This window comes from Bacillus altaicus (assembly GCF_042136375.2).
Lineage (GTDB): Bacteria > Bacillota > Bacilli > Bacillales > Bacillaceae_G > Bacillus_A > Bacillus_A cereus_U.
In genome coordinates this window covers 4763439-4781346 of sequence record NZ_CM143394.1, presented here as the reverse complement: position 1 = coordinate 4781346, position 17908 = coordinate 4763439, and the positions used below count along the sequence as shown (strand labels likewise).

Genomic DNA, 17908 nt, shown 5'->3' with positions numbered 1-17908 from the left:
CGGAAAGCTTCTCTTTTTTATTATTTTTTTTGTGAATCTTTCATTAAAATTGGATAAAGAATAAGGCCTAATACAAACAACCCAATTCCTAAGAAGAACGTTTTTAAATCAGCAGTTCCTGTTTTAATAACCCAAATGGAATATAAAAACGCTAGTGCAGTAATGATCCCATCTTTTATTCGAGATCCAGGCATTATATCATACGTTTCTCCCGTAATAACTAATTTTAACTGGTACAAGGTAGAAACAAGGTACGGGATTAAATATGCTAATGTCGCTACAACAATAGCGAAATTATATGCTTCGGAAACAGTACCAGAAATCGTTGAAAATAAGAAAATTTGTGTCATCACATTTGTAATAAATAATGATTTTGAAGGACTTCCTTTTTTATTTGTTTTTCCGAAAAACTTAGGGAAAATCCCATTTTTTGCTGCTTGGTAAGGTACTTCTGAGCTAACAACGATCCATCCTACAGTAGAGCCGAATAAAGATACGAGTGCAAGTAAGGCCATTATATAAGCACCCTTAGTACCAATTGCTAAATTTAATGCATCTACTAATGGCTTTTGAGACTCTTTTAAAACGTCTTGTGGAAGAGCACCCATTGTTAATAGAGTAATTGCCATGTAAATAAGAAGAGCGATGATTAATCCGAAAATCGTAGCTTTCTTAACATCGTGCTGAGATTTTGCGCGGTTAGAGAGCATAACTGCTGACTCAATACCGATAAACGCCCAAAGTGTTGCAATAGCAGCTGAATTTATTTGTCCACCCAACGAAATAGGTTGTCCAGCTTCATTCATAAATGTTTGACCGTCCCCGAAATTAGAGGCATTGAAAATGAATAATGTGATTACAATAAACATTGTAAATCCGATGATTTTTGCGATTGTTGCAAGAAGGTTCATATTTCCTGCTCTATCAATATTTTGAGAAAGAATATATTGAATTCCCCATAGCATCATACTACATACTATGAAGGTTAAAGCTTTTCCAAGTTCTAATGAAAATCCGTTTGCTGAAAAGAGAATTTGCTTACTTTGTAAAACTGGGAAGAATGTTGATAAATATCCTGCAAAGGAAATAATTACAGATGCTGTAGCAGCCCAGTTAGCAGCCCAGTACCCCCAAGCCATACTATATCCTGCAACTTTACCTGCCTTTTGGGAGGTAAACATTGCTTGGGCGTAACTTTGTGGTCCTGCTTTTAATTCTGGTTTACGAATTGCTAAATTTCCAAATACGAGTGCAATCATAAATACACCAAGTCCTGTAATACTCCATGCAAGTGTAGATCCCATTGGACCTGATACGTGTGCTAAATTTGCTGGGAGCATAAATACGCCACCGCCAACCATATTCCCGATAACAAAAGCTGTTAAAATCCATAATCCCCATTTTTTCGTTTCCATTTTTGTTAACTCCTTTGTAGTAAGTTTTGCTTAAACATCATTTTTTACTAGCATTTTTTGCAATAAAAAAAGAGCCATGTAGATAAAAAATACCTACATGGCTCTTTGCCAAAGCGTAGGTACAATGGGAATAACCCTTGTACCTACGCGTAATTTTTCCGCTAGGTTTCAAGGGTTAAGTATGATGATGATGTTTTTGTGCAAATGTAACTACAGTTGTATAAGTAAGCATAGTTTTTTGCTCCCTTTCTCCTCTGATTTTGAAGTTAGTATACTACATGTTTTTTTGAATGAAAAGAGAAATATAAAAAAATTTATAAAAATACGTTTTAGAGACTAAATATTTACCTATAGTTTTCTTGTACTGGAAAATAAGTGAGAGATTGGCAGAAGAGTATAGCGTGGTATAATACATATAGAACTAGAAGGTGACAAGGGGCTATTGTAGATGATGAGTAAGTATGAACAAATTTATACAGAAATCAGCAAGTCTATTGATAATAAACAATTAAAAGAAGGATGCAAAATTCCATCAGAAACGGAATTAATGAAGCAGTACGAGGCAAGCCGGGGTACTGTAAGAAAAGCCGTAGATTTATTGCAAGAGCGTGGATATGTTCAAAAAATACACGGAAAAGGTGTTTTTGTATTAAAGCGCAAAAACATTGAATTTAACTTTGGTGGTATTGTAAGTTTTCAAGAAGAAAATGAACGTTTAGGACGTTACTGTATTACGGAAGTCGTGGAAATAGAGAAAATGATAGCTACGAAAGATGTAGCAAAGTTATTAAACGTGAAAGAAAAAACGGAAATAGATCATATTAAACGTGTACGAAATATTGATGGAGAAAAAGTAATTTTAGATATAAACCATTTTGTATCGGAGTATATTCCAGGATTAACGAGAGAAATTGCAACTGCATCGATTTATAAATACATTGAGAAAGAATTAGGGCTACATATTAGCTATTCACAGCGGGTAATTGAAGTACAACCATGTACAGATGATGACCGAAAGTATTTAGATTTAAATGGAACAGACTATGTTGTCGTTGTAAAAAACTTTACTCATTTATACGATGGGAGTCAGTTCGAATATACGGAATCACGTCACCGTTTAGATATTTTTCACTTTTCGGATGTGGCGCGAAGAAAATAAAGAGATGGAGCGAAATAATCGTTCCATCTCTTTATTTATAAAAAAAAATCGTCAACTTATATATACGAGTGTTGACTAACTTGTATATACGAGTTAATATGTAAGTGTAAACGGTATCAAAAAAAGAAAAGAGGGACGGGAATATGGGGAAAGACTATCGTAAAACAGCAGAAGAAGTGTTGCAGTATATTGGTGGGAAAGACAATATTGAACAAGCTGCGCACTGTGTAACGAGGCTACGTATCGCTTTAAAAGATGAAAATAAAATAGATAATGATAAATTACAGTCTGTTTCATTAGTAAAGGGAGCGTTTCATAACGCTGGGGTATTTCAAATTGTAATTGGTCCAGGTGATGTCGATCGAGTATACGCTGAATTGATAACGCTTGCAGGTATGGAAGAATCGACGGTAGCTGACGTAAAAGGTTCAGGAGATAAAAAATTAAATCCAGTTCAAAAGTTTGTAAAAGTATTTTCAGATGTATTTATGCCGATATTACCAGCGATTGTAACAGCTGGTTTACTGATGGGGATTAACAATTTATTAGGGGCAAAGGACTTATTTTTTGATGGTAAAAATTTATTAGATGTTTATCCGAACTTAGGCGGGCTTTGGGACTTAATTAATATGATGGCCAATACAGCATTCGTATTCTTACCGGCACTTGTTGGTTGGTCAGCGACGAAACGTTTTGGTGGTAGTCCAATACTAGGTATTGTTATGGGATTAATGCTTGTGCATCCGGCCTTATTAAACGCGTGGGATTATGGAAAAGCAGCGACTGGTTTAGAGGGACAAAAGATTGAGTACTTCGATATTTTAGGGTTATTCCAAATTGAAAAGGTAGGATATCAAGGTCAAATCCTACCGGTTTTAGTAGCGGCATTCGTATTAAGTAAAGTGGAAATCTTTTTAAAGAAACATGTGCCAAACGCAATTCAATTATTAGTTGTGCCAATTACAACAATCGTTGTAACGGGTGTATTAGCATTAGGGATTATCGGTCCAGTTACACGTCATATTGGAGATTTATTAACAGCCGGATTAGTAGGAGTATATGAAACGGTACCAGCACTTGGGGCAATATTATTTGGAGCATTATATGCACCGCTTGTAATTACAGGAATGCATCATATGTTTATTGCAATCGACTTACAATTAATCGCGCAGCACGGCGGTACATTTATTTGGCCAATGATTGCTCTTTCTAACATTGCACAAGGTAGTGCGGCACTAGCGATGTTCTGGATTTCTAAAAGTCAAAATGATAAAAGTATGGCATCAACATCAGCAATTTCAGCGTACTTCGGTATTACGGAGCCAGCGATGTTCGGTGTAAACTTACGAAATAAATTCCCGTTCTATGCAGCGATCATTGGATCTGCTATTGCGGCGATATTCATTACTTTAAATGGTGTATTAGCACCTGCTATCGGGATTGGCGGATTACCAGCATTTATTTCTATCATTCCGAAATCGATTCCAATATTTATTGTCGGGATGATTATCGCGGTTGTAATTCCATTTACGTTAACATGGTTATTTGCAAAACGAGTAAAACAGAAGTAGGAGGAAGTTAAACATGAAGGATTGGCATAAAAGTGTAGTCTATCAAATTTATCCGAAGAGCTTTAATAGTTACTACAATAAAGAAACCGGTGATATAAAAGGAGTTACAGAGAAACTAGATTATTTAAAGGAACTCGGAGTGGATTATATTTGGTTAACACCGATATACGAATCACCACAAAACGATAATGGATACGATGTAAGTGATTATTACAGTATTGATCCATCTTACGGAACGATGGAAGAGTTTGAAGAGCTTTTAGAAGAAGCGAAAGCACGTGATATTGAGATTATGCTCGATATTGTTGTAAACCATAGTTCGACGGAGCATAAGTGGTTTAAAGAGGCGAGCAAAGACAAAAATAGTCCGTATCGTGAGTATTATATTTGGCGTGATGAAAAAAATAACTGGCAGTCTAAGTTTGGTGGATCAGCTTGGAAGTACGATGAAAAAACTAAGCAATATTTTTTACATCTATTTGATGAGACACAAGCTGATTTAAACTGGGAAAACGAAAACCTTCGTGAAGAAGTGTACGATATGATGCGCTTTTGGTTGGAGAAAGGTGTAAAAGGATTCCGCCTTGATGTTATTAATTTAATTTCAAAAGATCAAAGATTTTTAAGTGATGAAGGCACCCTGGCTACAAGTGATGGGCGTAAATATTATACGGATGGTCCACGCGTCCATGAATATTTACAAGAGATGAACCGAAATGTTTTTGAAGGGAAAGATGTAATTACAGTTGGAGAAATGTCATCTACGACAATTGATAATTGTATTAAATATTCAAACCCAGAGCGTAATGAACTAAGTATGACGTTTAGTTTCCATCATTTAAAAGTGGATTATCCCAATGGTGATAAGTGGACGAAAGCTGATTTTGATTTTATTAAATTAAAAGAAATTATGTCTAATTGGCAAATTGAAATGCAAAAGGGCGAGGGATGGAATGCGTTATTTTGGTGTAATCATGACCAGCCCCGCATTGTGTCACGCTTTGGTGATGATGGTAAGTACCGAAATGAATCTGCTAAAATGTTAGCGACAGCTATGCATATGTTGCAAGGAACACCTTACATTTATCAAGGGGAAGAAATCGGTATGACGAATCCTAACTTCCATTCTATCGAGCAATATCGTGATGTAGAATCGTTAAATATACATGATATAAAACAAGAAGAAGGCTTATCAAAAGAAGAGATTATAGAGATTTTAAAACAAAAATCTCGTGATAATTCACGTACTCCGATGCAGTGGAATGAAGAGGTGAATAGTGGTTTTACAACAAGTACACCTTGGATTTCAGTGGCTGAAAACTTTAAAGAAATAAACGTGGAGAAGGCATTGGAAGATAAAGAGTCTGTATTTTATCATTATAGAAAGTTAATTGAACTTAGAAAAAAATACGATGTAATTACAGAAGGAAAATATGATGTTTTAGATGAAAATCATCCTAAGATTTGGGCGTATACACGTACTGTAAATAATGAAGTATTACTTGTTATCAATAACTTCTACGGAGAGGAAATAGCGTATTCGGCACCAGGAAGTCTTCAATTGGAGGGAATGAAACAAGAAGTATTATTATCAAATTACAAAGATTCAAGTAAGGATATTACTAATCTTAACTTAAGACCGTATGAGTCAATTGTATATCGATATACGAAATAAAAAGGTTGTATGCCCGCTTGGCATACAACCTTTTTATTTTAAGACGCCACTATATAAAATCTTTACTTCTACTTCCGGCTTAAATTTTACTTTCGCATAATCTTTATTCCAATTTTTTTTCTTCCATAACTCTGGATGATAAGCGATAAGATTTCTACCAATACCGAAAGCATCACAATTTGCTTTTTGTAGCTTTTTCGTTATTTGTTTTGCTTCTTTTGTGAGCTGTTTCGATAATTTTTTATTTAGCTTTTTTCTTTCTTCCATTTTATACATATTATCTCTTGGAGCCTCAAGTACTATCACTTTTAGTTGGAGCTTAATGTGAGCATAAACATTCCCGTTTTTATCTGTTGTTATTTTTAAGTCTCGTTTTAACTTTCGATTGCTCACTTCAATTGTGAGATAATCAGATGTATTAGATGAATCCCTATTTGTAAGTTTTTGGGTTATACGAGCGCTTTTTCCCATTTTTTCAGTTAGTAATACGAAGAGTACCGATTGTCTCAAAGGTAAAAGTCCAGTTAATTTATCATTGTTAAATAGCGCTATCCCATTGGTTATAACTTCTTTTCCTTTTAGCTTTATAGATGGAAGGGTGAAGTCTTTACCAGGATCTAACATTTTTGTAGCGGCTGTTTCTAAGGATTCTTTTGGGAACACGCTCATGTCCTCTAAACTGTTGACTTTTTTCTTTAAAAAGTCTCCAATTAATAAATTGCCTACCTTCTTTTTCATAAGTATTTTAGCTGTTTCACCATCTACTGAAATGAGCTTTACTAATGCAGTTGGATTTGTTGGGTCTCTGAATCCAACGTCTAAATAGGGAAGTATTCCTTTCTTTTGAATTTTAGTTCCTAATAGTTGTACACCATATTTAAAATAACGAATATTACCTGTTACGTTTTTTTTCAAAGAATCACTCGTATCACGTACGTTATAGCCAGTTGCTGAATGAACTTCATTTTCAAATGAGGATTGTTCACCACTCGAGCTTTTTACGAGCTCAATTGTTTGTTGTAATTTATTATCTTCTGTAATGTCATATCCGAGACTATAAGCTAATCTCGCTTCCCTTAAGGGTTCTTGATCCCAACAACCAGAAAGGAATATGCTAAAGCATAACACTGTACATAGTTTAATTGTTCTTTTGTACATACTGTTCTCCTTTCTTATTTCTTAATAAGGAATAGAGAAGAAATAAAAAAGGAAGGACGACAATGAAAATATAAGTGAATTTATCTGTAAAATTCGCAAGCATTTTTAGTTGTTCTGGTGTGTCTATAAATATTGCAACAAAAAAAGAGATAAGGCCAACAATTGGGACAGCTTTCTTATGATTAGCAAACTTGAATATATAGCCAATCCCAATTGAAGCTGAACAGTAATAGCTGGCGATAGAAGCTACAACGGTTATCATCCATATCGGAATGAAAATTAAGTCGGTCCGGTCCACAATTCCGATATGAAGTGAGCGTAATAAATAGGCAACTGGTTCAGGTATTAGTTCAATCTGTTTTGGGCTAAATACGATAAAACAAATCCAAACTGTAAAAGTATAAAATAGTGTTACTAAACCGTTTGCAATAGAGATTGCTTTCAGTCTTGCTGCTGGTTTGCCTTTTACATATGGATAAGCAATAAGAATAATTTCAAAGCCATACATTGCTGTAATGGTTTCTTTTGATGCTTGGATAATGTTCCACCATCCGGCTTCTGCAATTGGAAAGATATAAGAGAAATCAGCGCGAGTTAGTCCAAGAGCAATTAAAAGGGCCATAGGGATAATTAAGATGGAGGCCATGACGTAAAATCGGACGATAACTTTAAAGGTGTTATAAGCTAAATAAACGCAAGTGATTGTAAATAAAATAAGAATTGCAGACCAAGGAGTTGCTTGTAAAATCCACACTTTAATGACGTTACAAGCATTTAACATAACAGTCATCCCGATGATGATAAAGTAGACAATATAAGAAAAACCTAGTAGTTTCCCAAACTTATTTCCGAACATTGTACAAACAATTTCGTATATATTTTTGTCAGGAAATCTTTTGAGTAAAAGCCACATAAGTAAAATAATTAATTGAATTGCAAGACCAGCTATGAGTGCAGAAATCCAGCCGCCACCTTTAGCAATTGGATGGAGACGATTTGGAAGAGACAGTATACCGACACCAATTTGACACTGAACAACGAAGAAGGTGAACTGGGGAAGCGTAATTTTACTTTGCGTGTTTGTCACCGTTCTCATCCTCTCTCGTTACATGCTGTCTTTGCATTTTTTTTGGCTTTGGATCATGGGGGCGCTCCCAAAATGACCAAATGGGAAGCCTTACAAAAGAATCTTTCATATCCTTTATTCGCAGGGGAGCGATAGGAGAAAGATAAGGTGTATGAAAAGAATGCAACTGACATAAATGAACGAAAGTAATAATTAAACCGAAAGAAATTCCAACATAGCCAAATAGAGCAGCTAAAATCATTAACGGAAAACGAAGGATCCGAACTGCTGAACTCATATCGTTTGATGGAACGAGAAAAGACGCAATTGCAGTTAAAGCTACAACGATAATCATTGTGTAAGAAACGAGTCCGGCTTTTACAATAGCATCACCAATTACTAAGCCTCCTACAATACCGATTGTTTGTCCAACTCGGCTCGGTAGACGAATACCAGCTTCTCGTAACAATTCGAAAATCAATTCCATTAAGAGTGCCTCAAAAATCGGAGGGAGTGGTACCTTTTCTAATGAAGCTTTAATTGTATAAACGAGTTCGAGTGGTAATACATCAGGATGAAAGGCGACGGTTGCGATATATATAGCTGGTAGGAGAAAAGCGATTAAGAAACTTACTAAGCGAATCATTCGCACGAAAGAACCGACAATCCAACGGTTATTATAATCATCTGGTGATTGATAAAAAGCAAATAATGTAACGGGAACGATAAGTGCTGTTGGATCTCCATCTGATAAAATGGCAACGCGCCCTTCCATTAAATTAGCCGCAGTTCGGTCGGGACGCTCTGTATTTAATTGTTGCGGAAATGGTGAGAAAGAAGTGTCTTCTATAAATTCTTGTATGTAACCTGGTGGCATTAGCGCATCGGTCTTAATCGTTTCTAATCTTCTTTTTACTTCTGTGACGAGATCATCATTAGCTATATTTTGCATATAAACAATTGCTACTTTCGTGTGCATCTCTTCACCAAGGATAAAATATTTAACGACTAAATTTGGACTCTTAATTAGTTTCCGTACGGAAGCTAAATTCGTAACTAAATCTTCAACAAAACCAGAATGTGGTCCACGTACAACCCCTTCATTATCAGGCTCTGTTATATCTCTTTTTAAAGATAAAGCCGTTTCAAAAATACAAAAGTTCTCGACATGCTCATGGAAATATAAAGATTTACCTTGTAATAAAAGTTGCACACCATAATTTAAATTTGTTTCTTTTTTCATATTCAATGTAGAAAAAGCTTTTTCTAAAGACAAATCAGATCGAGTTAATAGTGGTTCAAGAGCTAATTGGTGAATTAAATTTGGATCTGCTAAAGATTCGATATATAAGATTGTTCCTTTTCCATTTTGAAAAGGAACATCTAATTTTTTTATATCATCAGAATGGCAGAGCTTATTTTCAATGTAATTAACATTTTCTGGAAGTGATAGAAACATATGCTTCGTTTTATTTTTTTGTTGGTTATTGCTTTGCTCTGTCATAAGGCCCACCCTTTTAGAATTGAATTATCACTGTTAATTTTTGCTTTTTATGAAAAAATTATGCTTATGTTATTTGGAAAAGGTAGCTTGAAAGTTGCGTTAAATCATCTTTTATAATAAAGAAAGTGAGAAGTAGGGGATGGAAAGAAAGCGTATATTAGATTAGCAATATTAATATATATCTTTTGTACTATAGAGGATAAGCCTAGCGGTATGCATAATTACATCGTTTGATGAATAGGAAATTTATGAGAATCGATTTATACTAGTATTGTGTCTTGCCTTTTTAGGTGTAGTACACAGCCGGTGATTGGCTAGTGGAGGTTTTTCCATTTTGCCAGTGCCGGTTTTTTGTTGGATAATAGAGAAAATATATAAGAAGGAAGGGATCGCTTTGAAAGATGTAGATTCTATTTCTATGAGAGAAAAAGTTGCTAGCTTTTATCTTTATTTCATTTCTTTTTTTGGTTTAATTACTATAACTATCTCTTTACTTGAAATTAAAATCCCTTCTCATCTAACAATACTAGTATTGTTAGTACTGTTTATGGGGATCACAGAGTATTTTCCTGTACGATTTTGGAGGGGAGTAAGTTCACTTAGCTTTCCGATTATTTATTCTATGCTTTTGTTGTTTGGGACACATATAACCGCGCTCGCTCTTGTATTTGTTACTTTAATTATTCATTTGCTTCGGCGTTCTCCAATGGAAAGGATGCTTTTTAATAGTACACAGCATGCTCTTAGCCTTGTGTTAGCAGAATGGTTTTCTAACAAATGTATGGTGTGGTTTGCCAGTGTAATAAATATGGTAGCTTTATATGAGAACTTGTTATTTTTACTATTGTTTAGTATATTTTTCTGTTTTTTCAACAATCTCTTTTATGATTTATTAATGGTACTTCTTCCTCAGACATATTCGATACATCGATGGAATCAAAAAAATATATCAGTCTTTTTTTGTGAAAGTTTTTGTCTATTCTATGCCGTTCTTATACACATATTAGATAGCCAATATTCTTTAGAGCTAAAAGGAATTATTGTTTTGTTCTTTTTCTTCCCACTTGTGGCAATCTCTATCATTAGTTCATTTTCTGCACGAATACGGATGGAAAAAGAAAGATTGTACGAATTTTTTCTTATTACGACAGAAATAAGCCGTGGATTATCTGGAGGGAATCTTCAGCACATAAAAAAATCACTTAAAGGGTTTCTGGGGATACAAGCATATGTATTATGGACAAAAGACGAGGGAGAATGGAATATACAGTTGAGGGATGGAAAATTGAAAAATAATATAACTGATTATTCTGACGGAGAAGGAGAGTTCTATGAAATAACTGAAAATACTGTTTTTAATAATTGGAAGGTTGGTACAGCACCAGGAGATGGGGTGTTTGAGGATGTTATACGTTCTTTAGTTTATTTCCCTCTTATTGTAAATAATGAGTTGATCGGGATGTTTGTTGCAGGTAAAAGTAGAGGTGCTGGTTTTTTCCCGGAAGATGTGCAGTTGTTAGCGACATTTTCCAATCAATTAGCTAACATAGTTAAAACAAGAATACTTATTTCTGAACAAGAAAAAAGGATGATTTTAGAAGAAAGAAATCGAATTGCACGCGAGATTCATGATGGTATTGCACAAGCTTTGGCTGGGGTGATATTTCAACTAGAGTCCGCTCAGAAAAAATACCATGATAAACCTATTGATATGCAGCAAGTAGTCGAGAAAAGTATAAAGGATTTAAGGGAAAGCTTAGGAGAAGTTCGCTATTCTATTTACGCTTTAAAGCCGTATCCCACACAACAATTAGGGCTTAAACAGGCGATAGCAAGTAAAATAAAATCCTTAAAACAAGAATATGAATTAGACATTACATATCATGAAAGAGGTCATTCACGTGCGCTCAGCTTTTCAAAAGAAAGAGTTATTTTTGATACATTACAAGAGAGTTTACAAAACATTGTTAAACATGCACAAGCAGAAGAAATTGATGTTTTGCTAAGTTATCAAAGTGAGCACGTGCTTTTAAAGGTTAAGGATAATGGAGTTGGCTTTTCACTATTTGAGTCTATGGTTAAAACGAAGCATGAGCCACATTATGGTATATTACATATGAATGAACAAGCTGAACAACTAGGGGCTACTTTACAGATTGATAGTTCTGTAGGTAAAGGGACAGAAATTACACTGTTAATTCCAGATTCACAAACAAGGGGTGCGTAAAATGATTAAAATATTAGTAGTGGATGATCATGCTTTTTTACGAGACGCAATTCGGAGCATACTAGAGGTTGAATCTGATATGAAAGTGGTTGGAGAGGCGAGCTCTGGGGACGAGGTATTGGGAAAAGTAGAGGAATGTAGACCAGACTGTATTTTGATGGATATTAATCTTCCGGGGAAAAATGGAATTGAAGCTACGGGATTAGTGAAAAAAAAATATCCTAATTGCCGAGTACTTGTTTTTACAATGTATGAGCATGATGAGTATTTAATGGATGCGCTTCAGTCTGGCGCTGATGGTTATTTATTGAAGGATTCATCATCGGAGCAGGTAGTGGCAGCAATTCGAATGTTATATCGAGGCGATTCAGTTATTCATCCGCGTATGACTAAAAAATTAATTACATATCATCAGCAAAAAATGAAATTAGAATCAAATGAAAATGAACTGACGGAACGTGAAAAGGAAATTCTTTTTGAATTAGTAAAAGGACTTAGTAATAAAGAAATTGCTGAAGCTCTATATATTAGTGATAAAACAGTTAAAATTCACATCAATAAAATTTTTAAAAAACTAAATGTAAAAAGTCGATCGCAAGCGGTGATTTATGCTGTTCGAAATCAATTGGTTCCGTTGGATTAAATAAGAGATGTTTAAAAGAACTATCGTGTTTCTTTATTCTATATTACAAAGAATAAAGGGCAAGGTAGTTCTTTTGTACTATTTGGGCATAGAATCATTAGAAAAAAATTACTCCTTTTGTTCAATATTCAGAAAAATCAAAATGTGAAATAATAAAAATAGAATTATTGCTTAACGCTACTAATAATTCATGTTGTAAATCATTGTAGGTGGAAACAATTTATGGGGGCTTTTATAGAAAGAAGATTAGAAGTGTGGGGATGGCGGTAGTAGTGTTGGAGATTCTCGATTATTTTAAATAGATTCAAGGTTGATAGAATTACCAATGCTAAATAGGAGCTCAGAGGATTTATTTTAGAAAAATAATTTTAATAATAAGGAGATGCGCTATGAAGAAGGGGAAATTCGGAAAAATACTTATCGGAACGCTAACTGTTGGTATGTTAATGTCTCAAGGAATTCCATATAACGTATTAGCAGAAGAGGTAAATACAAATACTTTAACTGGGATTGATGATGCAAACGCTATATTGAAAGGTCTTACAAAGGAACAACGTAATGCCTTAAAAACGTTAGATACAAAACAAGGTTTTGTTATTTCACCAGGCATCAATACAGCAAGTCCTGATAATGTGAATGTGATTGTAGAGTTTAAGCAAGCACCTAGCAAAATCGAGATGTTAAAACAAGCAGCTAAAGGGAAAAAAATAGCTCTTTCAACTGCGGAACAAAAGGTAGAAGCATCTCATAAAGAATTTAAATCAGAGTTTGAACAGCTTCAAAAGAATAAAGATAAAGGGACGAATTTTAAATCTGCCAAAATAACAAGAGAATATAAAAATGCTTTTAATGGTGTAGCAATTTCGTTACCTGCGAATATGATTGAAGACTTAGTTCGCACTGGTATTGTTAAGCGCGTATGGGAAGATAGTGAGGTCAAAATTGATTTACCGAAAGAAACAGCTAAAACGGCTGTCGAACCAAAAATGGCTGATAGTGTACCACAAATTGGTGTGGACAAGCTGCATGATGAAAAAATAACAGGTAAAGAAATTAAGGTAGGTGTACTGGACACAGGTATTGATTACAACCACCCGGATTTGAAAGATGCATATAAAGGATATCGTGCAAAGCAAGGTGAAGATCCAAGCAAAATAGATCCGAACTCAATAAAAGGATGGGACTTTGTTAATAATGATGCTGATCCAATGGAGACAACTTATAAGGATTGGCAGAATTCTGGAGGTTATCCTGAAGTTTATGAGGGAAGTGCATATTATACATCCCATGGTACTCATGTAGCTGGGACAATTGCTGCAGACAAAAAGAATAATGTAGATTATGCGGTTAAGGGAGTCGCTCCAGATGTAGATTTATATTCATATCGTGTATTAGGACCATATGGAAGTGGTCAAACAAGCGGTATTCTTGCTGCGATTGATAAAGCAGTGAAAGACGATATGGATGTTATCAATTTATCATTAGGTGCGTCTATTAATGATCCTTTATATCCAACTTCTGTGGCAGTGAACAATGCCATGTTAGCTGGTGTTGTTACAGTAGTAGCGGCAGGTAATAGTGGTCCTGGAGAGGGTACTATTGGATCACCTAGTGCGGCGGCACTTCCAATTACAGTTGGAGCAAGTGACGCTGCGATGTCTATCCCGACATTTTCTGCCGATGCAGGTGATTTACATGTGGATAAGATGATGCTACTTGGAAAGAGCTTTACTGATAAGCTTGAAGACTTAAAAGGTCAATCCTTATCGGTTGTATATGCAGGACTTGGGAAATCAGATGATTTTAAGGGGAAAGACGTAAAAGGAAAATTAGCGCTCATCCAACGCGGTGAGATTACATTTGATGAAAAGATTAAGAATGCGAAAGAAGCAGGTGCAAAGGCCGTAATTGTATATAACAATGTTGATGGTGAAATCACAAGTTATCTTGGAGAAAGTACGTCATCTATTCCATCGTTCCGCTTAGCGAAAGTAGATGGTGAGAAATTACAAGTAAAAGCTGCACAAGGAGATGTGTCTTTAGCGTTTGGAGAAATTAGTAATATAAAAACAGAGGGAGATCATTTAGCCGATTTTAGCTCTCGTGGTCCTGCAACTAAAACAGATGATATTAAGCCGGATATTGTAGCGCCAGGTGTGTCTATTTTCTCTACTGTTCCTGAATATATTAACGATCCAAAGGATGGAGAAAATTATCCGGTAGCGTATGGACGTATGTCAGGTACATCTATGGCAACTCCTCATACAGCAGGGGTGGCAGCACTTATTTTGCAAGAACATCCAAACTATAGTCCGTTTGAAGTAAAAGAAGCGCTTATGAATACTGCAGTTGACTTAAAAGAAGAGCGCTCTGTATTTGAGGTGGGATCAGGCCGAATTGATGCGTATCGTGCAGTTCATGCAGACGCATCTATCGAGGTTATCGATAAAACATCAAACGTTGTAAATGATGAAGAAGTAGAAATCGAAGAAAAAACAGGTTCAATTGCATTCGGATATAAAAATCAATTGGGAAATGGACCAATTAAAGATAGTCGAAAAGTCCTAATTAAGAACAACAGTAAAACAGACGGAAAAGAGTTCAAATTAGAAGTAGAGTTTTCAACAACAAGTGTAGGTGTGCAGGATGCAGTGAAGAATGGTGTGAAGCTGGACGTACAAGATTCTATTAAAGTGGCTTCTGGTACATCAGGGGAAATTAGCCCTGAAATTATCATCCCAGAAAACGCAGAATTCGGTAGATATGAGGGGTATATTCATATTTCAAATAAAAACAATGAAAAAGAAGTATATCAAGTACCGTTTGCAGTTAAATTCACAGAAAAAGGGATTGAGTCTGTAGATTTGGATAGAGATGCAATGGCAACAGATGGATCTAACTTCCATCCGTTTATGGAAAGACCAAGTTCGCCGTTGACATTTAAATTGAATAGTCCTCTTGAAACCATTGATGCGGTTGTGAAGGATCGAAAAACAGGAAAGGCATTAGGAATCGTTGGCACACTTAATGCAAGTAGTCTAACACCGAATGTTGAATATATGATGTTTTCTGGTATGGGAGGGTATGTATTTCCGTTCACAGGAGATCCTGCCCATCCAATTGGAGATAAACCTGTTGTGTTGCCTGATGGAGATTACGAATTGAACTTCGTTGGATATGATAAAGAAGGGAAATCTTATACAAAAGGCGATAGCATTATCATTGATAATGTCATACCTGAAATGAAATTTACGGATGTACAACCTGGTATTCATGAAGTAAATGATTCTATGTTCAAAGAAGAAGACGGCCAGCGGGCATTATGGGTGCATGGTAATATTTATGATTCTACAGTGGATGCATTAAAGGCAAAAGGCCTGCAGTATGACCAAAAAGCTAATCAAATTGTATATTATCAGAACTCGGCCTTTCCATCAGGTTGGCTGAATACAATTCAGGCCAATGGTGAATTTAAATTTGGAGTACTTCCAGAAGAAATAAATGAACCGTTAAATTTAAAATTATTTGGATATGACCTCGCAACTGCAGGAAATATGGCAACTGGATTTAAGGATTACGTCTTTGTAAAAGAAGGGACAGAATACGCTGTCCCAAGCTATGACAAAGATAAAATAAAATTAGGCGAAAAAATTACGTTAACTTTAAATCTCAATAATGTGAAACAACTTATGTCAGGTGCATTCGACATTCCTTATAGCAAACAGTTGTTTAAATTTACAGATGTGAAACCAAATCCAGCGCTTGCGGAATATGCAAAACAACATGGATTAAATATTAAATTAGAAGATCCGGTGATAAATGAAGAAGGAAACTGGGAAAACAAGGTGAAAGTTGGTGCATCGTTAGAAGGAAAAGAATTTAAAGGACTAGATGGAGATACACCATTTTTAGATGTTACATTCGAACTGATGAGCGATGAATATTTTTATGATTTAACTGCATTTGGAGCAGATAAATTCTCTTATACAAAAGCCGGTACATCAGAAGGCATTGAAATTCCTGTGTTTAAAGATAAATCTTTTGCTATTGTTTCGAAACATTCAACAGTTACAGGGTATATTGGACCAGAAGCATTCTTGAATGAAGAGGGATATTTAGGTAAGAATGATTACACAAAACTAGGAGCAAAAGTGTACGCAGTTGGCAAGGATGGAAAGAAATATACAGGAACGGTTAATGATAATGGGCAATTTGAAATTCATAGTGTTCTTGTAAGCGATAAAGAATATGATATTTTCGTAGAAATGCCGGGTCATTTAAATAGTAAATTAACTACAAAAATAGGGAAAATGCAAGATGGAGAATTAGTGGGACAAAACTTTAGAGCCGATATGGATGACAACCTTGCAGGTGATGTAAACGGCGATAAAATGGTGGATATTCAAGATGCTAGAATAGCAGCTCTGTCATATGAAAAAGGAAAAGTGGCTGTTAAAGATGGTGACGTGAATCAAGACGGTGTTGTGAACGAAACTGATATTCGTTTTATTGAGAAGAACTTCTTGAAAAAGGGTTCAGATGCTAAAGAGAATCAAAAACCAAAAGAAAATGTGGGTCCAGTGACGTTAGATAAAATCTTACGCTCTATTGGTTTAGAGCCAAAAAAATAAGTGGACACACTTCTAGAGTAAACTAAGTGATAAAACAATGAATACAGAAGAAAATGGGGTTTACTAACAATGGACCGGTAATGATCACTGTAACATTACCGGTTATTCTTAAAATAATAGCTATTTGGATACATGAAGTAAATAGTTTAAAGTTAGTTCGCTTTCGTTATGGGACAAGGTAGTTGCTTAATTAGTATTGTTTGTGGGATGGAAATAAGGTTTGGAGTTTGAACTTTAAAAATAGGGGGAAGTGTGAAATGAGTATTAAGAAAAAACTTGGTATGGGTGTTGTAACTGCAGCTCTTGGTCTATCTTTAATTGGCGGGGGAACATATGCGTATTTTAGTGATAAGGAAGTATCACAAAACACGTTTGCAGCGGGTACTTTAGATTTGAGCGTTAATCCTGAAGTTGTTATTAATGTCGACAATATTAAACCGGGCGATGAAATGGAGCGCGGTTTTCAATTAGTTAACAAAGGAACCTTAGCAATAGGAGACGTGAAACTTCTTACAGATTACAGTGTAATCGACGCTAAAGGAGATAATAGAAATGCTGATTTTGGTGATCATATCCGTGTTGATTTCTTGTGGAATTTGGATAAAAATGAGGTTCCAATATGGTCTACTACATTGTCAGAATTAAAGGTAGCTACGCAAAATGGAAGTATTCCTGATCTTGTGCAAAAAGGTGTTGTAGACCGAGAAGGAAATGGACTTGCTCCTGGTGATGATGATATTTTCTACGTAATGTTCACATTTGTAGATAACGATGAAGAGCAAAATGTATTTCAAGGAGATTCATTAAAATTAAATTGGACCTTCAATTCAATGCAGACAAAAGGTGAAGAGAAATAAAG

The 17908-nt window shown here is 35.3% G+C and carries 11 protein-coding genes; 7 read left to right on the top strand and 4 right to left on the bottom strand.

Features of this window, described 5'->3' with window-relative positions; genetic code table 11:
* Positions 1-20: 20 nt before the first annotated feature.
* Complete coding sequence (locus tag ACE38F_RS24750) at positions 21-1415, bottom strand: amino acid permease (protein ID WP_375370792.1); 1395 nt, start codon at positions 1413-1415, stop codon at positions 21-23.
* Positions 1416-1863: 448 nt separating this feature from the next.
* Between ACE38F_RS24750 and treR the strand changes: the two genes are divergently transcribed.
* The 3 genes from treR (at position 1864) to treC (ending at position 5820) form a co-directional block, all read left to right on the top strand.
* Complete coding sequence (treR, locus tag ACE38F_RS24745) at positions 1864-2574, top strand: trehalose operon repressor (protein WP_215555220.1); 711 nt, start codon at positions 1864-1866, stop codon at positions 2572-2574.
* A gap of 143 nt (positions 2575-2717) precedes the next feature.
* The gene (gene treP, locus ACE38F_RS24740) at positions 2718-4145 is read left to right on the top strand and encodes a PTS system trehalose-specific EIIBC component (RefSeq protein WP_341307702.1); all 1428 of its coding nucleotides are present in this window, start codon (positions 2718-2720) and stop codon (positions 4143-4145) included.
* 13 nt (positions 4146-4158) lie between these two features.
* On the top strand, positions 4159-5820 hold the full coding sequence (gene treC / locus ACE38F_RS24735; protein WP_375370793.1) for an alpha,alpha-phosphotrehalase: 1662 nt from the start codon (positions 4159-4161) through the stop codon (positions 5818-5820).
* Between the two features lie 33 nt (positions 5821-5853).
* Here the strand turns inward: treC and ACE38F_RS24730 are convergent, their stop codons facing one another.
* Genes ACE38F_RS24730 through gerKA form a run of 3 tightly spaced genes read right to left on the bottom strand, consistent with a single transcriptional unit; the run spans position 5854 to position 9548 of the window.
* Complete coding sequence (locus tag ACE38F_RS24730) at positions 5854-6978, bottom strand: Ger(x)C family spore germination protein (RefSeq protein ID WP_375370794.1); 1125 nt, start codon at positions 6976-6978, stop codon at positions 5854-5856.
* Positions 6959-8065 (bottom strand): GerAB/ArcD/ProY family transporter, encoded by a 1107-nt coding sequence (locus tag ACE38F_RS24725; protein ID WP_215555224.1) that lies wholly within the window; start codon positions 8063-8065, stop codon positions 6959-6961. The genes ACE38F_RS24730 and ACE38F_RS24725 overlap by 20 nt, the downstream gene beginning before the upstream one ends.
* A complete protein-coding gene (gene gerKA, locus ACE38F_RS24720) occupies positions 8046-9548 on the bottom strand; it encodes a spore germination protein GerKA (RefSeq protein WP_375370795.1) in 1503 nt (500 codons plus the stop codon). Before gerKA ends, ACE38F_RS24725 begins: the two co-directional genes overlap by 20 nt.
* A gap of 394 nt (positions 9549-9942) precedes the next feature.
* Between gerKA and ACE38F_RS24715 the strand changes: the two genes are divergently transcribed.
* The 4 genes from ACE38F_RS24715 (at position 9943) to ACE38F_RS24700 (ending at position 17906) form a co-directional block, all read left to right on the top strand.
* Entirely contained in the window at positions 9943-11775 is a 1833-nt protein-coding gene (locus ACE38F_RS24715) for a GAF domain-containing sensor histidine kinase (RefSeq protein WP_375370796.1), read from the top strand.
* Position 11776: 1 nt separating this feature from the next.
* On the top strand, positions 11777-12418 hold the full coding sequence (locus ACE38F_RS24710; RefSeq protein ID WP_242399597.1) for a response regulator: 642 nt from the start codon (positions 11777-11779) through the stop codon (positions 12416-12418).
* Between the two features lie 389 nt (positions 12419-12807).
* Positions 12808-17049 carry a S8 family serine peptidase gene (locus tag ACE38F_RS24705; RefSeq protein WP_375370797.1) on the top strand — a complete coding sequence of 1414 codons (4242 nt, stop codon included), beginning with the start codon at positions 12808-12810 and terminating at the stop codon, positions 17047-17049.
* Between the two features lie 257 nt (positions 17050-17306).
* Complete coding sequence (locus ACE38F_RS24700; RefSeq protein ID WP_375370798.1) at positions 17307-17906, top strand: TasA family protein; 600 nt, start codon at positions 17307-17309, stop codon at positions 17904-17906.
* The last annotated feature ends 2 nt before the right edge of the window (positions 17907-17908 follow it).

Bases quoted from the DNA above. Each gene is read 5' to 3' on its own strand.
- ACE38F_RS24710 (WP_242399597.1), top strand. From the start codon at position 11,777: ATGATTAAAATATTAGTAGTGGATGATCATGCTTTTTTACGAGACGCA.
- ACE38F_RS24750 (WP_375370792.1), bottom strand. From the start codon at position 1,415: ATGGAAACGAAAAAATGGGGATTATGGATTTTAACAGCTTTTGTTATC.
- ACE38F_RS24730 (WP_375370794.1), bottom strand. From the start codon at position 6,978: ATGTACAAAAGAACAATTAAACTATGTACAGTGTTATGCTTTAGCATA.
- treC (WP_375370793.1), top strand. From the start codon at position 4,159: ATGAAGGATTGGCATAAAAGTGTAGTCTATCAAATTTATCCGAAGAGC.
- treP (WP_341307702.1), top strand. From the start codon at position 2,718: ATGGGGAAAGACTATCGTAAAACAGCAGAAGAAGTGTTGCAGTATATT.
- ACE38F_RS24705 (WP_375370797.1), top strand. From the start codon at position 12,808: ATGAAGAAGGGGAAATTCGGAAAAATACTTATCGGAACGCTAACTGTT.
- treR (WP_215555220.1), top strand. From the start codon at position 1,864: ATGATGAGTAAGTATGAACAAATTTATACAGAAATCAGCAAGTCTATT.
- gerKA (WP_375370795.1), bottom strand. From the start codon at position 9,548: ATGACAGAGCAAAGCAATAACCAACAAAAAAATAAAACGAAGCATATG.
- ACE38F_RS24700 (WP_375370798.1), top strand. From the start codon at position 17,307: ATGAGTATTAAGAAAAAACTTGGTATGGGTGTTGTAACTGCAGCTCTT.